This window comes from Acetivibrio cellulolyticus CD2, from assembly GCF_000179595.2.
GTDB lineage: Bacteria > Bacillota > Clostridia > Acetivibrionales > Acetivibrionaceae > Acetivibrio > Acetivibrio cellulolyticus.
In genome coordinates, this window is record NZ_JH556653.1 from 1,423,658 (window position 1) to 1,443,735 (window position 20,078).

Consider the following 20,078-nt stretch of genomic DNA (forward strand, 5'->3'; position numbering starts at 1 on the left):
TACACGAACCTAAACACTATTGCCACTGTTCGCAATTGCTATTTCTATTTTACCATAAGTAGCATCCATATCAACAGTAATATCTTCAAAAATCCCAAAACTAGTTAGGCCGGATACCTTTACCAGATACAATTTCCTGTATTCTCTTGGAAATATTCTCAATATCAACCACTTCATCAGATAAACCTGCTTCGTATATACTTTTTGGCATGCCATACACTACACATGTTTTTTCACTTTGGGTAATACAGTAACAGTTGCATTTTTGCTTAAGTTCGATAACTCCATTTTTACCATCGCTACCCATCCCCGTTAATACTACAGCAAGAATGTTTTTACCCTCAAATAAACTTGCAGCCGAAGAAAACAATACATCAGCAGACGGCCTTACCCCATTTACATATTGCGTAGTCTCTGTTTTTATAAGTACGTTAGGTCCTTCACCTTTAACAAGCATATGAAAGCCTCCGGGCGCAATAAATATTTGGCCTTTTTGCAACAAATCATTTTCACAGGCTTCTTTCACTTCCAGCTTACACTTTCTGTTAAGACTATCAGATAATGATTTTGTAAACTTTGGAGGCATGTGTTGGACAACCAGGATAGGTTTATTAAAATCCGCATCAAATCCATGTAAAACCTTTTCAAGTGCTGACGGACCTCCTGTAGATGAAGCAATCAGTATAAGGTCAACCCGTGTAAACTTACTTGCGTTGAACTTATCAACTATATCAACTGCACTTTTCTCTATTTCCTTCTTACGTATATTCTGGAAACCCATTGTTTGCGATCCGTTACTGCTGGAATTGCGATACTTTCTTATCTTTATCTGGGTAAAAAGTATTTGAAGTTGTGCTTTAATTATTTCAACACATTTTTCATGGCTTTCATTACTAGGCTTCAATATAAAGTCAACAGCCCCATTATTTAACGCTTCCATGGTCAATTCAGCACTGTGTGCACTATCCGAGCTAATCATTATTACGTCCATTCCGGGATAGTCTTTCTTTATTATTTTTAAGGCTTCAATGCCATTCATTTCAGGCATAAATACATCCAGCAGGATCAAGTCTACGCTATCCGGCTTTATCCAATCAACAGCCATCCTACCATTTAAAGCAACGAATTTTACATCAGCTAAACCGGTACCTTCTACCGCTTCTGAAAGGACCTTTCTATACATAATCGAGTCATCTGCTATTAACACTCTTATCTTTTCCAATAGATAGACCTCCTTCTGGTTACAATTTTTAAATAAGTACATTTTGAAATATATTGTTATTATTCAAACTAGTCATCAATCTTTCTAAATAGAATTTCACGAATACCTAATATAATATATATACCCTTAAGAAATTAAAATAATCATACTATAATTTTCAGTATTACAAACTATTAATCATTTAAAACATTATAGGAATAATTAATTATATATATGAGATGCTATTAACATTATGGACAAAAGAAATATAATAAAACACTAAAATTTCGGAGGTGCTTATGAAAACAGCAACATTTAACATTCCTTCAATTTCTTGTAGTGCTTGTTCTAATAAAATACAAGAAGGTGTTAAAACACTTACAGGAGTACAGAATGTTTCAATTGATTTAAAGAGTCAGCAAGTAAAAGTAGATTATAATCCTGAGAATATAATGCCCCAGGAAATTAAAATGCATATTTCACAAATGGGTTATGAGATAATTTAGGTAAAACTCTTTCAAGGTACTTTTCAGTTGGGCTTACACTTATAGTCTAATCTGCAAAAGTACCTTTTCAGTAGTATTGAAAATATAACTTACGTTAACGTTTTTGCTTCTAATATTCCTATTTTAAATTCTTTATAGCCTTAATTATTACCTTTTGCTGATTATTTATATGGACTTGAGCATACTTTTGAGCCATCTCCAAGTTCCTCTCGGATATAGCAGCGCAAATATCCTCATGTTCCTTTATAAGATTATTAGGACTGCTATAGTCTTTAAGATATATAACTCTAAAGCGCTGAATTTGTTCTCTTAGGTTGTTCGAAATCTGTAAAAGTCTGTCATTCCTTGATGCACGATAAATTAATTCATGGAACTCAACATCCTTTTTAATGGTTCCCTGTAAATTATCCTTATCTGTGTAATTTACAAACTGTACTTGTATCTGTTTTAACTCCTTAATCTCTTCATCGGTGATTCTTTCCGCTGCAAGTCTTGTAGCAAGACTATCCATAGATGCCCTTACTTCCAGAACATCCATTATATCTTTAACGGAAAGTTCCGCTACATGTGCACCTTTTCTAGGAAGCATATCAACAAGACCTTCGAGTTCAAGCATCCTTATTGCTTCTCTCACAGGAGTGCGGCTTACCCCCATTTTTTCTGCCAACTTGACTTCCATCAGCCGTTCTCCAGGTTTTAACTCTCCAGTAATAATTGCTTCCCTTAATGTATCAAAGATTACTTCCCTTAATGGTTTATAATCATTCAAATTGACCTTTGAAAGCTTCCCTGCCATATTTACATCATCTCTCCTCGCAAAATGTTTCGGTTAAAATACATTCCCACGTGTTATCCCTGTTAATATTCTTACAGGCTTTCTCTGCCGTCACCCTATTACCAAAAACACCAAAGACAGTCGGACCGCTTCCACTCATCATACTGCCCAAAGCACCGAGACTAACAAGTTTTTCTTTAATTTCACTGATAACTCTATGCCTATTTATAGTAACAGCTTCCAAAACATTGACCATATTTTTTCCAAGGTTTTGAATATCCTTTTTTTCAATAAGATTTATAAGTAATTCTGTATCTGGCCTCGAAGATATTTTCCCTATTTCGAGATTTTTATATACCCATGCTGTAGAAACAGAAATTCTAGGTTTTACAAGAACTATATTAACATTTCTAAGAGGTTCAATCTCCGTAAGTACTTCTCCTATTCCTTCTGCCAGCATTGTGCCACCCTTAATGCAGAAAGGAATATCTGCTCCTATGGATTTTCCTAATTGCATCAAATCATCTTCCTTCAAATTCAAGGAAAATATATCGTTCATACCTTTAAGAACAGCCGCAGCATCCGCACTGCCTCCAGCAAGACCTGCTGCTACAGGTATCTTTTTGACTATCCTTATTGATATACCTTTTGGAATATCAAACTTGTCCATCAAAACAGCAGCTGCTTTATATGCTATATTATCACAGTCCGTTGGTACCCAATGCTTATCACACGTGACTTTAATACATCTTTCATCTATAGCCTCAAGGAAAACTTTATCATGCAAGCCGATCGACTGCATAATCATTCGTACATCATGATATCCATCTTCCCGTTTCCCCAGCACATCGAGTGACAGGTTAATTTTCGCCCTTGCTTTTATACAAATTGAATCCATTTTTCACCTTGTCTATATATAAAATAAATATCGCCTTATTGTACCTAAAACATTAGCATCCATGAATTTATGCACTAATTCAAGCAAAAAATAATACGCAAACATTTCATGTCTTCTAAATCAATACTTTCATGTTTTTATATTATATACAAAATACAATACGTTTTCAATCAAAATATCCTATGCATTAGTTCAATACGATTCTAGAACATTAACTTCTAAAAATTTTGAATCAAAACTTACCCAAATTAAACAACAAAAAACTTGAGAGCAATCTATCTCCCAAGTTTTATATACTAAATATTTAACGCCTCTTTCTCTCATAGGCTATTCAAAATAGTCCACAAGAAAATTATAGAGGCGGCAATTATTATAAAATAATTAGTTTCTAAGAGGCACTTGATTTTCTAGGAATCATAACCTGCTGTCCCGGAGTAATAGTTTCATCCTCAGATAGATTATTGACTTTTTTAATATCCTCCACAGTAGTATAATACTTTTTAGCAATTTTCCACATATTATCCTCCGGCTGTGAGAAGTAAATAGTTATACTGGGGTATTCACCCTTTTTCTCTTCAATAGTATTCTCTGTAACTTTTGCAACTAGTGGTAACTGTACAGTGTCAATAGCCTTCACACAAACATTTATAATTACTCTTATTTCTACTTCGTTCGCGGATATCATACTGTAATTACAGTGCTCTACATCAAGGTCTACTTCGCAATCCATATTAGGCTTTATTTCCTTTACCTCAACATTCTGCTTGAATGGAATTTCACAATCATAGCAAGAAACAGGCTGCTCGCTGTTATTTGCTACATAAAGTATGCTGTTATTTACTGCCCCTTCCAAAGTTACAGCTCCATTAGAAGCATTACATTCAAATATACTTGGCTTTGAAAGCACATTAAACACTTCAGCTATTTCAGGATTATCTCCATCAATATAAATTGTTTCCCGTAAAGTAATCTGGCTCTTCTCTTTGCATATTACCTTTTTTGTATTAAAAGGTTTATGTTCCAGGTTTAATTTCCTACTCAGACTATACGCATCTGCTATCACATCTACCTGCTTCTTCTCATAAGCCTGTGCTTTAAGCATTAATTCAACTTCTCCGTTCAAAACTCTAAGCTCACCGTCATTATCTTCCCCTGATTTGAAAGAGTAATTTAGAATCCTGTAATCCGCTACGCACTCACAGCCCTCATTTACTCCTTGTATATCAATAAACTGAGTAAATGGCACTTCATGTTCCATAAACTGAATGCTTCTTTCTTCATCATCCGCAATATAAAGTGTAAGTATATTCAAATCACCTTTTGCAATTACTTTGTTATCTGACACTTTATAGTCTTTTCCAACTATTTTCACATCACTTCTCAATATTTCCTTAATAGTTGGTTTACCTGCAGGGATATCCATTGTTTCATTAACGTTACAATGTGCATTATTTTCACCTACATAACTGTTTACACCAATGTTATCCTTTAATATTTCAATATCTTCAAGTCCCTTAAGATCATTCACAAAATCCTGTTCAACCTCTTCATTGACTTTAACATCCATCTTTACTATAGTTTTTACCTTAATTTTTCTGCCATACAAAATTTCGTAATCAATATGTTCAATATCACATCTCACATTTGCCTTCATTCCAAACCTTGCATTTAATACATCTACGCTATATGAAAAATCACTGCCTGCATTTATGCTTCTTACTGCATTATTCTCTTCATCTGAAACATAAAGTATCTTATAACGGATGGTACCATTTACAGCAACTTTATCCTGTAAAACCTCCGAGCTTTTCTCAAACACCTCTCCGTCTATTAGAAGAATACGAACTGCATCAGGATTTGTATCTGGCACGATTATGTCATGTTCCACTATTGTCTGTGCAGTGTCTTCCCCCATCATACTGTTAATTTTTATGGATTCTTTCACAAGCTCAAGAGACATCTTCAATCCTCCTCTAAACAAAAATATTCTAATTCACCAATTTTACCTAATTAGGATTAATATTATAGTAAATCTGCTTTGCTCACCTTTACTTATATATATTGACAAGGTATATGAAATATTCCAATAAAGAGCATAAAATAAAAGAGCTTGATAAAATTATCCGCTCTTTCATTTTTATTTTATTTGGTTTTTAATACTAATCCTCTATACACTAGACACCTTAGCTTACTTGAATCTTTTTGTTATCCTTACATATAACAATTTCGACAGCCTTCGTAAGTATATCTGTATAACTGTATGAAACTCTTCGTGTTGCCTCGTAATCGTTTTCAAATTTTACTACGAAGATGCTAGGATAGGTGTTTTCAAGTATTCCTTCTTTGATAAAAGCCTTTTTTCTACCTTTGTTGGCTTTTAACTGAATCTTTTGCCCAATGCATGTTTCTATATCTCTTTTAATCTGAAACAGGCTGCTTTTCTCCATATTTGAATCACCTCATCTTCTGTTTGCATCATTATATCACATTAAGAGCAATTTGTCAAAAAAATATATATTATAACAAGGGAAATTTATCGGTGTCAAGTATTTTTTTTAAAACCCCATTATTTGTATGGTTCTAATGGATACCCATCCCTGTATTTCCCCCTCGTATCGATGCCCCCTATACCCTTCATACCAGTAATAGTAGTACTTATAACCTCTTTAGGTGAAATTATCCTGTCTATACCAGTAAACGCAACCTTTTTACATATATAGACAGGATCCAAAGCATGAATTAGAACCCTATAAGGTGCACTTGCATAATTTGCTCCTGCTTCAATTATTCTATGGTACATAGATTGGCAAGCACCCGCAAATATTACAAGTCCATCCAAATTGCTGTCATAACGCCTTGCCTCCTTAACAGCCTCAATGAAGTATTTTGAATTTCTATAATTATCTATACTTGCATATCCATTTTCGTCCTTTATAACGCCATCGTGGCCGGTTAAAACAAGAATATCAGGCTTATGCTGTTTTAGCAGTTCATACACTTTTAAAGGCTGGTCCTTTTCCTTAACATGTACCCCTATAGCCTCTATACCAAGTTTTTTGTACCCCTCGAGGCATGTGTCGAGATAATCATTATCTCCGTCTATATGAAGTACTCTCCCTGGTCTTTGAAACTTTCGGTCCTCAATTACCGTCTGCTCACGATAGAATTTTTTTTTTGCATATTTCTGAATCTTGTCGGCTGCATACTTCTCAACTTTGTATCGATTGAGTCGTTAACCTTTTCGTTGTATTCCCTTACATAGGATTCCGGTTGTAAAACGAGATCCGACTCAGGTGCGTCCGCCTCAAGCCTGTAACATAACCCTCTTAATACAATTACTTCCTTACCGCCCTCATTCTTAATATCAACAACCTTAAACAAAATATCAGAGTTATAAGATTTTCTGCCTACTATATCTCCAATCCTTAATGCACCCATAAAATCAATCACCCCTAAAAACATCTTCCTAATATACATAATATGTAATTATATATTTATTGTGATGTATCTATTGAAAATTGTGAATATTAATAGTTATAATGTACTAGGATAAATAATTACAAAGTAATTTATATGGTTATACCTTAGGAGGTAATAAAATTGCAAACAGATATTCAAATAGCTCAATCGTGCAAAATGGAACCCATTGTTGAAATTGCAAAAAAACTTGCTATCTCTGAAGATGAAATTGAATTATACGGAAAGTATAAAGCCAAACTGTCAGACGAACTCTGGGAGAGGCTTAAAGATAAAAAGGATGGTAAACTTGTATTGGTAACTGCCATAAATCCTACTCCTGCAGGTGAAGGTAAGACCACTACTACTGTTGGCTTAGGTCAGGCAATGTCAAAGATAGGTAAGAAAGCAATTATTGCTTTAAGAGAGCCTTCATTAGGCCCCGTTATGGGTGTAAAAGGAGGAGCAGCTGGAGGCGGCTATTCTCAGGTAGTTCCTATGGAGGATATTAATCTTCATTTCACTGGCGACATGCACGCAATAACTGCTGCAAATAATTTGTTATCAGCTGCTATAGATAACCATATACACCAAGGAAACAGCCTTAATATCGATCTGCGGCAGATCGTGTGGAAAAGGGCAATGGACATGAATGATCGTGCTTTAAGGGGCACTGTAGTCGGTCTAGGGGGCAAAGCTAATGGAATGCCCAGAGAAGATGGTTTTCTGATTACTGTGGCATCCGAGGTTATGGCTATACTATGCCTATCTATGGATCTTATGGACTTAAAAGAACGTCTGGGCAAAATTATTATCGGATATAATTATGATGGCAAACCTGTTACTGCAAAGGATCTTAAGGTAAATGGAGCGATGACACTCCTTCTAAAAGATGCGGTTAAACCAAATCTTGTTCAAACTCTCGAAAATACCCCGGCAATAATGCATGGTGGTCCGTTTGCAAATATTGCCCATGGATGCAATAGCATCATTGCCACTAAAATAGCATTGAAGCTTGCAGATTACTGTATAACAGAGGCAGGATTCGGTGCAGATCTTGGTGCAGAAAAGTTTTTTAACATTAAATGCAGAATGGCAGGTTTAAAGCCTGATGCAGTTGTACTGGTAGCAACAATAAGAGCATTAAAATATAATGGCGGTGTTAAAAAAGAAGACCTTGGCTCTGAAAACCTACACGCTCTAAAACTAGGCTTTGTTAACCTCGAGAAACACATTGAAAACCTTAAGAAGTTTGGAGTATCTGTTTTAGTAGCCATAAATCATTTTGGCAGCGATACCCCTGAAGAGGTTGAGTATGTTAAAGCAAGATGTAAAAATATGAATGTTGAAGTTGCATTCTCAGAAGTATTTGCAAAAGGTGGAGCAGGTGGTCAGGAACTAGCTGAAAAGCTGGTTAAACTTACAAATTCAACTGCATCAAACTTTAAACCGCTATACGATGTAAATCTCCCAATTAAGCAAAAGATTGAAACTATTGCAAAGGAAATATATGGAGCTAAGGCAGTCGTTTATTCTCCTGAAGCTGATAAAACAATAAAGAAAATAGAAAATATGGGACTAGACAAAATGCCAATATGCATGGCAAAAACCCAATACTCTCTATCGGATAACCCCAATTTGTTAGGTAGACCCGAAGGCTTTGACATAACGGTTAAGGAATTGAAAATCTCTGCAGGAGCAGGTTTTATTGTAGCACTAACTGGTGACATAATGACTATGCCAGGTCTTCCAAAAGTTCCTGCTGCTGAGAAAATTGATATAGATGATTCTGGGGTTATACAAGGTCTATTTTAACATGTAAATGAATTATAACCGTGTATAAGGAGATAGACTTATTCTATCTTCTTACGCACCTTAAATCTTTTTATCAATGTAAAAAGTCATATCTATCTAGAAAATTTTTATGGTATTCTATTTCTTCAATAACCTCATCAAACTTTCTCTCGAAAGTTTTGTCCCTCCAGCTTCGCCTGCTGTTGTAATACTTATTTACCACTCTCCAGAATTTTTGAGGAAATTGAAGCATTATCTTCATAACAAAAAATTCATCGTCAGATATTGGCTCAACCGACGTATATGCATCTATAATAACCTTTGCTTCTTTAATATCCCAGTAACACTTTCTCATTTTACGCCGCAATAGATTTGCTATATCATACACTTTCAATTCAAAGCTGCATAGGCTAAAATTTACAATAGATGTCTCGTTATTATCAATAATTATGTTGCTGTGCGTATAGTCATGGTGACAGAACAACTTTTCCTCCCTGGTTTTCTGAACTAATTCGTTATACTTGGATTTGCCTATTAAGTTAACTGCGTCCTCTCCTAAATTATAAAAGTAATCTATATACTGCAATATCAAATAATCAAGACTACCCTTTTCTCTCTGGGCTGTTTTTTTTACTCTCTTGATCTCATCAAGCCTTTTTATAAAATGCGCAGGAAGATTACCCAATTCATCCTTTACCATGCTCTGTGCAGGGGGTATATATCCTCTAGACGCACTATGCATCTCTGCAAGGGCCATAGAAGCTTTTATTACATCTTCTCTTTTTTCAAGATCACACTCCCTGCCTTGAACACCTTCTGTTATAGCATAATTAGTTCCATCAATATTTATATATGGAAGGCCCTCTTTAGTGCATATAAATCTATCCAGATTGCAGAAATTATTCCTGTATAAATGCTCTTTAGCACCATGAATAAACCAAATTCGCTCCGGAGAGAAATTAAGCTTCCTTACTACCTTCTTACCGGTTGAACTTTCAATAATAAAAAAATCCTTAAAAGGAATAATATTTTTTACTGTCAAATCATACTCCTGCGATATCTCTTTATCCAAATCACCCATTGTAAATTGACCTCCATTTTATTGGTACAGCCCATCAATCTATGTATATGCAATTATAATCCCTGCTAGAATTAATTTTTTGATATGTTTGGGAAAAGGCATTTTTGTGGTGCCAGGCAAATTCTCAACAAAAAAACCTTGAATAGGCTCATCTGCCCTAATCAAGGTTTTACCGCAATTATCAAAACTTGCTTCTCATCAAACTTATTTCTAACTTTTAATTTTATGCTTCATATGATCATAATTAAAATGCCAGGAAATAAAATCGCTTTCAAGTTAAACTACTTTTGTAGTCCAGTTTTCAACATTCCATACTTCAGTAACCCAATCCTCATAAAACTCAGGCTCATGGCTAACAAGAATAATCGTACCCTTAAATTCCTTCAATGCCCTTTTTAATTCATCTTTTGCATCTACATCCAGATGGTTAGTAGGCTCGTCTAAGACCAGCCAATTTACGTCTTTAAGCATCAGTTTGCATAACCTCACCTTAGCGTTTTCCCCACCACTTAGCACCATCATCTGGCTTGTAATATGTTCGGTAGTAAGCCCGCATTTAGCAAGCGCTGCACGCACCTCACCATTGCCCATACCGGGATATTCATTCCATACTTCTTCCAAAGCAGTGTTTGAATTATACCTATCCGATTCCTGTTCAAAATACCCAGGACAAACAAACTGATCCAACTTTACTTCTCCCGAAACAGGCTTTTGAATTCCCAGTATTGTTTTAAGCAGAGTAGATTTTCCGAGCCCATTTACACCTTTGATGGCAACCTTTTTTCCTCTTTCCAAAGAAAGCGTCAGAGGTTTTGTCAGTGGCTCTTCATATCCAATAATCAGGTTCTCTGCCGTAAAAACATATTTTCCTGGAGTCCTAGCTTCTCTAAACTTAAAGGAAGGCTTAATTTTTTCTCTTGCCTTCTCTATAATATCCATCTTGTCCAGTTTCTTTTGCCTGCTCTTTGCCATATTGGTAGTAGCAACTCTTGCTTTATTACGTGCAATAAAATCCTCAAGCCTTTCAATTTCCTTCTGTTGTTTCTCGTAAGCCTGCTGGATCTGATTTTTCTTTAACTGGTACATCTGCTGGAATTGGTCATAGTTTCCGGTATATCTGGTCAAAACCGCATTTTCTACATGGTATATTACATTTACAACCTCATTTAAGAAAGGAATATCATGGGATACAAGTATAAAGCTATTTTCATAGTTCTTGAGGTAATTTTTAAGCCACATGATATGTTCAACATCAAGAAAGTTGGTAGGCTCATCCAGTATTAAAATCATAGGGTTTTGAAGAAGAAGTTTTGTTAAAAGCACCTTAGCCCTCTGTCCACCACTCAGTTCACTTACATCCCTATCAAGTCCAATTTCACCCAAACCTAATCCATTAGCCACTTCCTCTATTTTAGCATCGATTATATAAAAACCATTATGCTCAAGGGTGTTCTGTATTTCCCCAACATCCTCCATCATTGAGTCTATTTCACTTTCCGCGGCATCAGACATTTTCTCATATATCTGAAGCATTTCCTGTTCCAAATCAAACATATGCTGAAACGCTTCCCTTAAAACTTCCCTGATACTCTTCCCTTTTGTCAAAACAGTATGCTGATCAAGGTAACCCGTAGTTATCCTGCTACACCACTCCACTTTTCCCTCATCTGGCATTAACTTTCCTGTTATTATATTTAAGAAAGTAGATTTTCCCTCTCCATTCGCCCCAACCAATCCAACATGTTCACCCTTTAATAGTCGAAATGAAGCGTTCTCCAATATTTTTCTTGCGCCAAATCCATGGCTTACATTTTCAACATTTAAAATACTCATATTTCTCCCCAAACCAAAGTTTTTTAGATTATTTTATCTTATTGTGCATATATAAGTCAAAGTAAATTTAACGTTACCAAATTTTAAGACCATTACTTCACATCTTCCTCAAATAAACATGCACCACATAGCAAAGAGAATTAGAATTGTTTCTTTCTGCTATATGGTGCATAAATTGAATTCATTAACCATTAATTATAAGCTTTATTGATTCTTATACATCTGCTCAAAACAAACTATAAAAGCTCCTAAACCATGAGAATCATTAGATGACTTTTTCCTGTTTATATAATAATTATAGTCACCTACGTCTGTTCCAACGCAAATATCAGTTAAATTAGTTAACCCGTCACTTCCCATTGAAATTTTAGTTAATACACCCTTAAAACCTTTATTTGCATAAGATTGGTAACTGGAATCTACATATCCTCTTTCAACCGCTCGTGATATAGTATATGTATACATACATGAACATGAGGTTTCAAGCCAATTGCCAGACTGTGTACCTTTGTTGACTACTTGGTACCACAAGCCGCTGTCACTTTGATAACGTGCAAAAGCATCAATTAATTCCTTAAGAATTTTGATAAGTTCCTGCCTTTTTGGGTAATCAGCCGGAAGTACTTCCAAAACCTCTATCAAAGCCATACCATACCACCCGATTGATCTACCCCAAAAATCAGGTGAATGATGTGTTGTCCGATCTGCCCAACTCTCGGATCCGTCTTCATCATATGCATGATACAGCAATCCAGTATTCGGATCTCTTAAGTGACTTGCATATATTAATAATTGATTTACGGCTTCATTATTACAATATTCACTGTCATTAAACATTGATCCGTATGCTACTAGGAAAGGGGTAGACATATACGTACCATCCAACCACAATTGGCCAATACCTAGTTTGGGATTTGCTGAAGTTCCTTTGGTCATATGCCAAAAACCTCCATCAGCTGTACAAGGATAGGTATCGAAAATTTTTCTTATTTTGGTTGCAGCAGTTTTATATTTTTGTTCTCCTGTTTCCTTGTAAAGTAATATAAGTACAAGTCCAGGTTGTATGAGATCTAATGACGTAATTGTTGTTTTTATATTACCCGAACTGTCAATACATGAATCAGCCCAAGTTTTAAGGTAGTTCAGATACTTTGCATCATTTGTCCTCTTATAAACCCTATATACCATAGAGAGGTAAAATCCATTCCAATACCCCCAACCACTTACCTTGGAACTTCTCTTCATTGTAGAGTCAACTACTTTTACAGACCAATCTGTTGTTACTTTTATTGGTGTTATTGTTGGTCCTGGTATTGCTGTTTTTGTTGGCGTACTTGTTACTACTGGTGTTGGTGTAATGTTTCCAGTATTTACTGGAAAATCGGGTATCATACCTAAGAGATATATCCTCATAATGGCAAAATCAACGCTGTTGAAAGAATCATCTCCATTTAAATCAGATGCCTTTAAACCATCTTCTGCGGGTAATTCTGCAATTATACCCAAAAGCAATTGTTTCATCAAAGCAAAGTCAATACTGTTTATGTTCCCATCCCCACTTACATCACCTACTTTTGAAGATGTCACTTTGTCAGTATCCTGCGCCATAATGGGTTGCTGCATAAAAATTGAGAACATAAAACAAACAACAAGACACACTGAAAGAAAGGTTTGTACTGATTTCCTTTTCACTATTATATCCCCCCTAGTTTTTAGGCTGGTGCAATACATCAATATTGTGCAGTTTTAAAAAGTTTAAGTGCAATATAGAGTGGTTATAAGGTAATTTGCAACAACCCATTTTACAAAAATGAACATATAAAATTCATTTTACAGTACTATTTTTGGCTAGTATAATATGCGAAATATATATTTTTTTTGAGGTATATGAAAATACATATAAAACCCGTGACATAAAAAAACGGCACGGGTTCCTATGATTTATCCTTTGAACTTGTTTCATTCTTCATCTCAATTTCAATATCATGTTATTTACAGCAAAAAGATTGTTTATCCTATTTGAGAAATCTCTATCAATATATATCTCCTGCTTCTCTAAACTTATAAAATTCCTTAAAAAATTAATTTTGCAATTAGACAATAAATTATACGTCTCTAAATTAATCCTTCCGCTAAGCACGTTACCTTGGCACAATTCAACAAACTTTACTGATTCACTGAGAAGTCTATTTTTTACACGAATCATCTTCAAGTATCTCCCTCCATATATTTTCATATATTTATCTAAAATATTATCAGTTTAAACTTACCGTACAATAGTGTAACGTATATGTTATTATTTTGTCAATATTTGGAGTCCAATAAATTTGAGTTTTTGTGTAAATAAATACCTATAAAATATTATGACCTTAATTTATATTTCTTCAACTATAACTTATAATCTTATAGTTAATTAATTATTTCCACAATATTCAAACTTTTCTTTGAAAACACATCATATATAGTTTAAAATATATGTGTAGAATAAATTCTAGTACCTAGTAACAGAATTTATTTTTGGAGACGTGCAAGGCTCAGACAAAGTAAAGCATTTTTATATTATTAAAGACTAGAAATTTGTAATTTCAAAAAGCACACTGGTACATAATATTAAATTAGTTGAACAAGGTGATTTAGTGAGTATTTTAGGAGAACTTTTCCGGGAAATAAGATTGAGTAAAAATTGGTCCATTAGGCAAGCTGCAAAAAATATGGGCATAAGCTACTCATACCTAAGCATCCTAGAAAAGGGGATAGATCCAAGGACAGGAAAAGACTCAAATCCTAAGCCTGAAATGTTAAAGATAATATCCAAAGCTTATAACTATCCTTATGAGGAGCTTATGAAGGCTGCAGGATATTTAAATGATGACAATAATTATTCAAAAAAGTTTGATCCTATTGCTTTTTTAAACAATCTTAGACTTATAATGGGCAAAATGAGTATTGAAGAATTCTCTAGTGATATTCATGATAAAACCGGTTATCAAATAAAGTCTGAACAAATTAGAAGTTATTTGAGCGGTGATATTCAACCCTTCCCAGGTACCTTAAATATTTTGAGCAAGTATGCACAAGTAAGTAAAGATTTCTGGGTGAATAAAAATACTGATGAAACTTTTTTGTATGAGAAAAAAAATTATAATGAAACTGTATCAAAGTTATCACAAGAATCCTTAAGTAAGGACTATTTGAGCTTTTCAAGTCTTTCTGAGGAATTAAAAGAATTTATATTAAACAAAGATAACAATCTTTACTTAAAATACGCAATGGAGGCTAAGAAAAAAGGTATTAACCCAAATACTCTTAATCTCCTTGATTATTTCTGTGCATAAGCAACATCAGTTCACCTTTGAGCATCACCTATACGCAACAGGAGCATCACTACCTCTTATACTAGAGTACAGCAGTCATTCGTACCATTCAAGGATGCTACGCACCACTTCGTGGCTTTGTCCTTGAGTGCCACGAATGACTACTGTAGCGGGCAATTAAGAGGTAATGAAATATTGTCTACTCACCAGTGAGTAGCATGGTGATATCATTGAATGAATTACTGATGTTATTCAGGTGAATTAATGTTGCTGAATAGGTCTAACAGGTGTTGCTGAAAACATGAAATAATCACTCCTTATTCAAACAATTGCAAGCGAAATGGAAACTTATAAGTAAATCATTGTGGGAAATCCGTTGGAAATTTTTGTATTGATATAGTTTGCGTGATATAATAAATTACATAAGGATGTGTTCTTTTATGGATAAGCCTTCATATTTAAGTATTTTACTAATTAGTTTTCCTGAATCCCTTTTAATCGGGATAATAAGCATCCTGGCAATAGGAAAGTTTTCGTTTTTTAAAGATAAAAAAAATCTAATAAGAATGTTGATTTTTGCTGCTATTTCGGCAATAACATCTTTTTATGTAAAACAAGCTGTTACTTCCGAAGAGGCCTTACTAGTTTATTTGTTTTTAACTACTTTACTATTTATTTATTTATTACGTTTAAAACTATATGAATCTATTTTAGCATCAATATTTGGAGTTGTAATACAATTAATAATTGAAATATTTTGGATTATAATTATTCAGCCGTTTATCGGAGCAAAAATCGATGATATTTATTCAAATGTCGGAACCTTATTTTTGCTCGCACTCCCTGCAAGGTTACTACAAATAGCATTAATATATATGTCACATAAATTTAAAATCAAAATCATAGATTTAGAAAACAAGAATATACAAAAAAAGAAATACTATATTAAAATTACAGTGTATGTTGTTTTCATAGGAACTTTCATTTTCATTGCTTTTTTATTAACTAAAATTCTTGTATTCGGAGATGGAAATAATGCTTCTTTAATGGATAACTGGCTAGTAAGAATTAATATTTATCTAACCTTATTTGTAACTACCATTCTTACTCTTGCAATAAAAAATACACATGAGTTTTACAAAAATAATAATAAACTAAACAATAATGAGTTTTTGCAAAACATAGAATATATTTCAAATCTAATGGAGGAGGAAAACATTACAGAAGCTAAAGACGCTATAAATAGTTTAAAAGAGTATTTAAAAGTTAATAAGGTAAAAGAGCTCTAACTCTAATCATATATAAAATATGGCATTCATAATTTTATAAATATATGGCGAGTCCAAAATAGGGGGTAATATTTTAATGAAGAAATTTTGGGAAGCAATTGCAGTTGTCTTAACTGTATTTGCTGTTTTTTCTGTCAGTACAGCATGCTGGTTCTTATTCTATCAACCAAAGGTTCCAAAATCCGTTACCATATTAAAAAAATAACTACTTAACAATTTTCATCATCCAATTCCACGCAGTTTTTATTTCACTGTTTTGCATCAAAAAACTTTATTGTCTATTTTATTATAATAGGAAAAGGAGTGTCGCATTCTACATAAATGTAGTTTTGCAACACCCCTTTTCCTATTATTACATCTTTTATATTACTTATTACTTATAAAGCTCTACTAACTTTAACAAATGCTCGTAACGTTCTTTAGCAGACTTCTCTGATTCCTGGAAGAGCTTTTCAGCACGTTCTGGTGAAGAGATAGCCAAACGAGTATAACGTGTTTCGTTTTTCAAGAAATCCTGATATGTTCCATCACCAGGCTTGGAAGTTAATGTGAACGGATTCTTGCCTTCTGCCTTAAGAGCAGGATTGAAAGAGAATAGATTCCAATATCCGGAAGCTACAGCCTTCTTCATTTCATCCTGGCAATGATTCATACCGCCCTTAACTCCATGGAGTTCACAAGGAGCATAGCATATTATCAATGATGGTCCTTTATATGCTTCAGCTTCAGCAATAACCTTAATAGTCTGTGCAGGGTTAGCACCAAGAGCAATCTGAGCTACATATACGTAACCATAACTCATAGCAATTTCTGCAAGGCTCTTCTTGCCTATATCTTTACCTGATGCAGCAAACTGACAAACTTCACCGATGTTGGAAGCCTTAGACATTTGTCCACCTGTATTGGAATACATTTCTGTATCGAATACCATAACATTAACATTTTCACCTGCAGCAAGAACATGGTCAAGACCTCCGAATCCGATATCGTATGCCCAACCATCACCACCAAGAATCCATACGGACTTCTTAGCAAGGTATTGTTTTTTCTCAACAACTTCTTTTGAAAGATCACAACCTGCAGCAGCTGATTTTTCAAGTTCAGCAATTAATGCATCAGCAGCAGGTGTATTATCTTTTGTGCTCTCTTTAGTTTCAATGAATTTAGCAATAGCGCTCTTTAATTCAGAGGATGCCTTATCTGAAGCAGCAAGCTTTTCAAGCTTAGCAATTGCCTGTTCACGAAGAACCTTTTGTCCAAGATACATACCGAAGCCGTGCTCAGCATTATCTTCAAACAATGAGTTTGCCCAAGCAGGACCCTTGTTAGTATCCTTATTTACTGTATACGGACTGGTTGCAGCAGGACCTCCCCAGATAGAAGAACATCCTGTAGCATTTGATATATACATTTGCTCACCAAACAACTGTGTAAGTATGCGAGCATATGATGTTTCAGCACATCCTGCACAGCTTCCTGAGAACTCAAGAAGCGGTTGATTGAACTGTGATCCCTTTACAGTTGTTTCTGCAGGCATTCCAGGTTTTTTACCAACATTAGCAACGAGATAATCAAACACTGGTTGTTGGTCTAATTGTGATTCTTGTGGTACCATCTCAATAGCTTTAGCAGGGCATACAGTGATACATTCGCCACATCCCATACAATCTAATGGAGTAACACTCATTGTAAACTTGTATTCACTAGCCTTTGGCTTGCTATCAGCGAGTTTTATATTAGATGGAGCTGCTTTAACTTCATCTTCACTTAACATAAATGGGCGTATTGTTGCATGTGAACATACAAATGAACACATAGTACATTGTACACATTTTTGTGGATCCCATTGAGGTACATTTACTGCAGTACCACGTTTCTCATATGCAGAAGCACCCATTTCAAATTCTCCGTTTGCAATTTCAGCAAACGCAGATACAGGAAGGCTATCACCATCCATTAATGCTATTGGGTTAAGAAGATCTTTAACCATCTTAACTGTCTTTGGACGACCTGTAATCTCAGGAACAGCTGTATCTGCTTCAGGGTTTGACCACGAAGCAGGAACTTCTACTTTATGAAGAGCACTTACACCTGCATCAATTGCTTTGTAATTCATTTCAACAATCGCATCGCCCTTCTTGCCGTAGGATTTTTTAGCAGCTTCTTTCATATACTTAATAGCTTCGTCAATTGGCATTACATTTGCTAATTTGAAGAATGCAGATTGAAGAATTGTGTTGGTACGTTTACCCATACCAAGTTCAATTGCTTTATCAATTGCATTGATTGTATATAACTGAATTTTGTTATCTGCAATATACTTTTTAGCAGCAGCATTCAACTTTGTAGCCAACTCATCATCTGACCACTGGCAGTTAATCATGAAAATTCCGCCAGGTTTAACATCCTGAACCATCTTGAAGCCTTTAAGAACATAAGATGGATTATGACATGCAACAAAGTCAGCCTGATTAATATAATATGGGCTCTTGATTGGCTTGTCACCGAATCTAAGATGTGAGATTGTTACTCCACCAGTTTTCTTGGAATCATATTGGAAATATGCCTGAATATATTTATCAGTATGGTCACCGATAATCTTGGTTGAGTTCTTGTTGGCACCTACAGTACCATCTCCGCCAAGACCCCAGAACTTACACTCTACTGTACCTGCAGCAGCTGTAATAGGTGCAGGCTTAACTTCTGGCAAGCTCAAGTATGTGACATCGTCAACTATACCGATTGTGAAACGTTTCTTAGGCTCATCCTTCTTAAGTTCAGTATAAACAGCAAATACTGAAGAAGGTGGAGTATCCTTTGAACCAAGTCCATAACGTCCGTTTGTTACTACTATATCATTAAGTCCTGCCTCACGAAGAGTTGTAGCAACATCAAGGTATAATGGATCACCTAATGCACCAGGTTCCTTTGTACGGTCAAGAACAGCGATTTTCTTAGCTGTCTTTGGAAGAACCTTAAGAAGGCTGCTAGGAACCCAAGGACGGTATAAACGAACCTTAATAAGTCCAACTTTCTCGCCTGCAGCTGTTAAGTAATCTATAACTTCTTCAGCCACATCACAGAAAGAACCCATAGCTACGATTACACGATCAGCATCTGGAGCTCCGTAGTAGTTGAATAAATCATAATTTGTACCAAGTTTTTCATTTACTTTAGCCATGTATTTTTCAACAATAGCTGGCAATTCATTATAAGTCTTATTACATGCTTCACGATGCTGAAAGAATATATCTCCATTTTCATGTGAACCACGCATTTTTGGAGTTGCGGGGTTTAATGCATTATCCCGGAAAGCCTTTACAGCATCCATGTTGCACATTTCTTTTAAATCATTGTATTCCCATGTTTCAATTTTCTGAACTTCATGGGATGTACGGAAACCATCAAAGAAGTTAATAAAAGGTACTTTACCTTCAATTGTTGCAAGATGTGCAACTGCGCTTAAGTCCATTACTTCCTGTGGATTTGACTCTGCTAACATTGCAAAACCAGTCTGACGGCATGCATATACGTCACTATGGTCACCAAAGATGTTCAATGCATGTGAAGCAACTGTACGTGCAGATACATGAAATACACTAGGAAGAAGTTCACCAGCAATTTTGTACATGTTAGGAATCATCAAAAGAAGTCCCTGTGAAGCTGTAAATGTTGTAGTTAAAGCACCGGCAGCAAGAGAACCATGAACTGTTCCGGCAGCACCTGCCTCAGATTGAAGCTCAACAACTTTAACTTGATTACCGAAAATGTTTTCCCTGCCTGCAGCAGACCACTGATCAACGAAGTCAGCCATTGGGCTTGAAGGTGTTATTGGGTAAATGGCAGCAACATCAGTAAACGCATATGATACATGTGCAGCAGCTGTATTGCCGTCCATCGATTGTTTAGGTCTTGACATATTTTTATTGCC

General features: G+C 35.1%; 15 protein-coding genes and 1 pseudogene. 5 read left to right on the forward strand and 11 right to left on the reverse strand.

The annotated features are described in order from the left end of the window. Window positions 1-100 precede the first annotated feature (100 nt). Window positions 101-1,222 carry a chemotaxis-specific protein-glutamate methyltransferase CheB gene (gene cheB / locus ACECE_RS0208360; protein ID WP_010246574.1) on the reverse strand — a complete coding sequence of 374 codons (1,122 nt, stop codon included), beginning with the start codon at window positions 1,220-1,222 and terminating at the stop codon, window positions 101-103. A 278-nt stretch (window positions 1,223-1,500) separates the two neighbouring features. On the opposite strand from cheB, the gene ACECE_RS0208365 reads away from it, so the two are divergent. Then, on the forward strand, window positions 1,501-1,707 hold the full coding sequence (locus ACECE_RS0208365) for a heavy-metal-associated domain-containing protein (RefSeq protein ID WP_010246576.1): 207 nt from the start codon (window positions 1,501-1,503) through the stop codon (window positions 1,705-1,707). A gap of 118 nt (window positions 1,708-1,825) precedes the next feature. On the opposite strand, the gene ACECE_RS0208370 is transcribed toward ACECE_RS0208365, so the two are convergent. The 5 genes and pseudogenes from ACECE_RS0208370 to yabG all read right to left on the reverse strand — a co-directional run bounded on the left by ACECE_RS0208370 (window position 1,826) and on the right by yabG (window position 6,818). Then, window positions 1,826-2,503, reverse strand: coding sequence for a GntR family transcriptional regulator (locus ACECE_RS0208370; protein ID WP_010246578.1), 678 nt, complete (start codon window positions 2,501-2,503; stop codon window positions 1,826-1,828). Between the two features lie 7 nt (window positions 2,504-2,510). Next, complete coding sequence (ispE, locus tag ACECE_RS0208375) at window positions 2,511-3,380, reverse strand: 4-(cytidine 5'-diphospho)-2-C-methyl-D-erythritol kinase (protein ID WP_010246580.1); 870 nt, start codon at window positions 3,378-3,380, stop codon at window positions 2,511-2,513. A gap of 388 nt (window positions 3,381-3,768) precedes the next feature. Further along, a complete protein-coding gene (locus ACECE_RS0208380; protein WP_010246582.1) occupies window positions 3,769-5,340 on the reverse strand; it encodes a DUF3794 and LysM peptidoglycan-binding domain-containing protein in 1,572 nt (523 codons plus the stop codon). A 223-nt stretch (window positions 5,341-5,563) separates the two neighbouring features. After that, a complete protein-coding gene (locus ACECE_RS0208385; protein WP_010246584.1) occupies window positions 5,564-5,827 on the reverse strand; it encodes a Veg family protein in 264 nt (87 codons plus the stop codon). Between the two features lie 119 nt (window positions 5,828-5,946). Further along, window positions 5,947-6,818 (reverse strand): annotated as a pseudogene (gene yabG, locus ACECE_RS26980) (sporulation peptidase YabG). Window positions 6,819-6,980: 162 nt separating this feature from the next. On the opposite strand from yabG, the gene ACECE_RS0208395 reads away from it, so the two are divergent. After that, a complete protein-coding gene (locus ACECE_RS0208395) occupies window positions 6,981-8,651 on the forward strand; it encodes a formate--tetrahydrofolate ligase (protein WP_010246586.1) in 1,671 nt (556 codons plus the stop codon). A gap of 73 nt (window positions 8,652-8,724) precedes the next feature. Here the strand turns inward: ACECE_RS0208395 and ACECE_RS0208400 are convergent, their stop codons facing one another. From ACECE_RS0208400 to ACECE_RS0208415, 4 genes are all read right to left on the reverse strand, one after another. Then, window positions 8,725-9,711 (reverse strand): CotS family spore coat protein, encoded by a 987-nt coding sequence (locus tag ACECE_RS0208400; RefSeq protein WP_010246587.1) that lies wholly within the window; start codon window positions 9,709-9,711, stop codon window positions 8,725-8,727. Window positions 9,712-9,987: 276 nt separating this feature from the next. Further along, the gene (locus tag ACECE_RS0208405; RefSeq protein ID WP_010246589.1) at window positions 9,988-11,544 is read right to left on the reverse strand and encodes an ABC-F family ATP-binding cassette domain-containing protein; all 1,557 of its coding nucleotides are present in this window, start codon (window positions 11,542-11,544) and stop codon (window positions 9,988-9,990) included. 204 nt (window positions 11,545-11,748) lie between these two features. Beyond that, window positions 11,749-13,236: a glycoside hydrolase family 88 protein gene (locus ACECE_RS26990; protein WP_010246591.1), complete on the reverse strand. Its 1,488-nt coding sequence runs from the start codon at window positions 13,234-13,236 to the stop codon at window positions 11,749-11,751. Window positions 13,237-13,510: 274 nt separating this feature from the next. After that, window positions 13,511-13,750 carry a hypothetical protein gene (locus ACECE_RS0208415; protein WP_010246593.1) on the reverse strand — a complete coding sequence of 80 codons (240 nt, stop codon included), beginning with the start codon at window positions 13,748-13,750 and terminating at the stop codon, window positions 13,511-13,513. A 430-nt stretch (window positions 13,751-14,180) separates the two neighbouring features. Between ACECE_RS0208415 and ACECE_RS0208420 the strand changes: the two genes are divergently transcribed. From ACECE_RS0208420 to ACECE_RS30070, 3 genes are all read left to right on the forward strand, one after another. Next, window positions 14,181-14,879, forward strand: a complete 699-nt coding sequence (locus ACECE_RS0208420) for a helix-turn-helix domain-containing protein (RefSeq protein ID WP_010246595.1) — start codon at window positions 14,181-14,183, stop codon at window positions 14,877-14,879. A gap of 419 nt (window positions 14,880-15,298) precedes the next feature. Continuing rightward, window positions 15,299-16,147: a hypothetical protein gene (locus ACECE_RS0208425; RefSeq protein ID WP_010246597.1), complete on the forward strand. Its 849-nt coding sequence runs from the start codon at window positions 15,299-15,301 to the stop codon at window positions 16,145-16,147. A 76-nt stretch (window positions 16,148-16,223) separates the two neighbouring features. Beyond that, complete coding sequence (locus ACECE_RS30070) at window positions 16,224-16,352, forward strand: cyclic lactone autoinducer peptide (protein WP_083878456.1); 129 nt, start codon at window positions 16,224-16,226, stop codon at window positions 16,350-16,352. A 168-nt stretch (window positions 16,353-16,520) separates the two neighbouring features. On the opposite strand, the gene nifJ is transcribed toward ACECE_RS30070, so the two are convergent. Beyond that, window positions 16,521-20,066, reverse strand: a complete 3,546-nt coding sequence (gene nifJ, locus ACECE_RS0208435; RefSeq protein WP_010246600.1) for a pyruvate:ferredoxin (flavodoxin) oxidoreductase — start codon at window positions 20,064-20,066, stop codon at window positions 16,521-16,523. Between the last annotated feature and the right edge of the window lie 12 nt (window positions 20,067-20,078).

Bases quoted from the DNA above. Each gene is read 5' to 3' on its own strand.
- ACECE_RS0208365 (WP_010246576.1), top strand. From the start codon at position 1,501: ATGAAAACAGCAACATTTAACATTCCTTCAATTTCTTGTAGTGCTTGT.
- ACECE_RS0208370 (WP_010246578.1), bottom strand. From the start codon at position 2,503: ATGGCAGGGAAGCTTTCAAAGGTCAATTTGAATGATTATAAACCATTA.
- ispE (WP_010246580.1), bottom strand. From the start codon at position 3,380: ATGGATTCAATTTGTATAAAAGCAAGGGCGAAAATTAACCTGTCACTC.
- ACECE_RS0208380 (WP_010246582.1), bottom strand. From the start codon at position 5,340: ATGTCTCTTGAGCTTGTGAAAGAATCCATAAAAATTAACAGTATGATG.
- ACECE_RS0208385 (WP_010246584.1), bottom strand. From the start codon at position 5,827: ATGGAGAAAAGCAGCCTGTTTCAGATTAAAAGAGATATAGAAACATGC.
- ACECE_RS0208400 (WP_010246587.1), bottom strand. From the start codon at position 9,711: ATGGGTGATTTGGATAAAGAGATATCGCAGGAGTATGATTTGACAGTA.
- ACECE_RS0208405 (WP_010246589.1), bottom strand. From the start codon at position 11,544: ATGAGTATTTTAAATGTTGAAAATGTAAGCCATGGATTTGGCGCAAGA.
- ACECE_RS0208415 (WP_010246593.1), bottom strand. From the start codon at position 13,750: ATGATTCGTGTAAAAAATAGACTTCTCAGTGAATCAGTAAAGTTTGTT.
- ACECE_RS0208425 (WP_010246597.1), top strand. From the start codon at position 15,299: ATGGATAAGCCTTCATATTTAAGTATTTTACTAATTAGTTTTCCTGAA.
- ACECE_RS30070 (WP_083878456.1), top strand. From the start codon at position 16,224: ATGAAGAAATTTTGGGAAGCAATTGCAGTTGTCTTAACTGTATTTGCT.
- nifJ (WP_010246600.1), bottom strand. From the start codon at position 20,066: ATGTCAAGACCTAAACAATCGATGGACGGCAATACAGCTGCTGCACAT.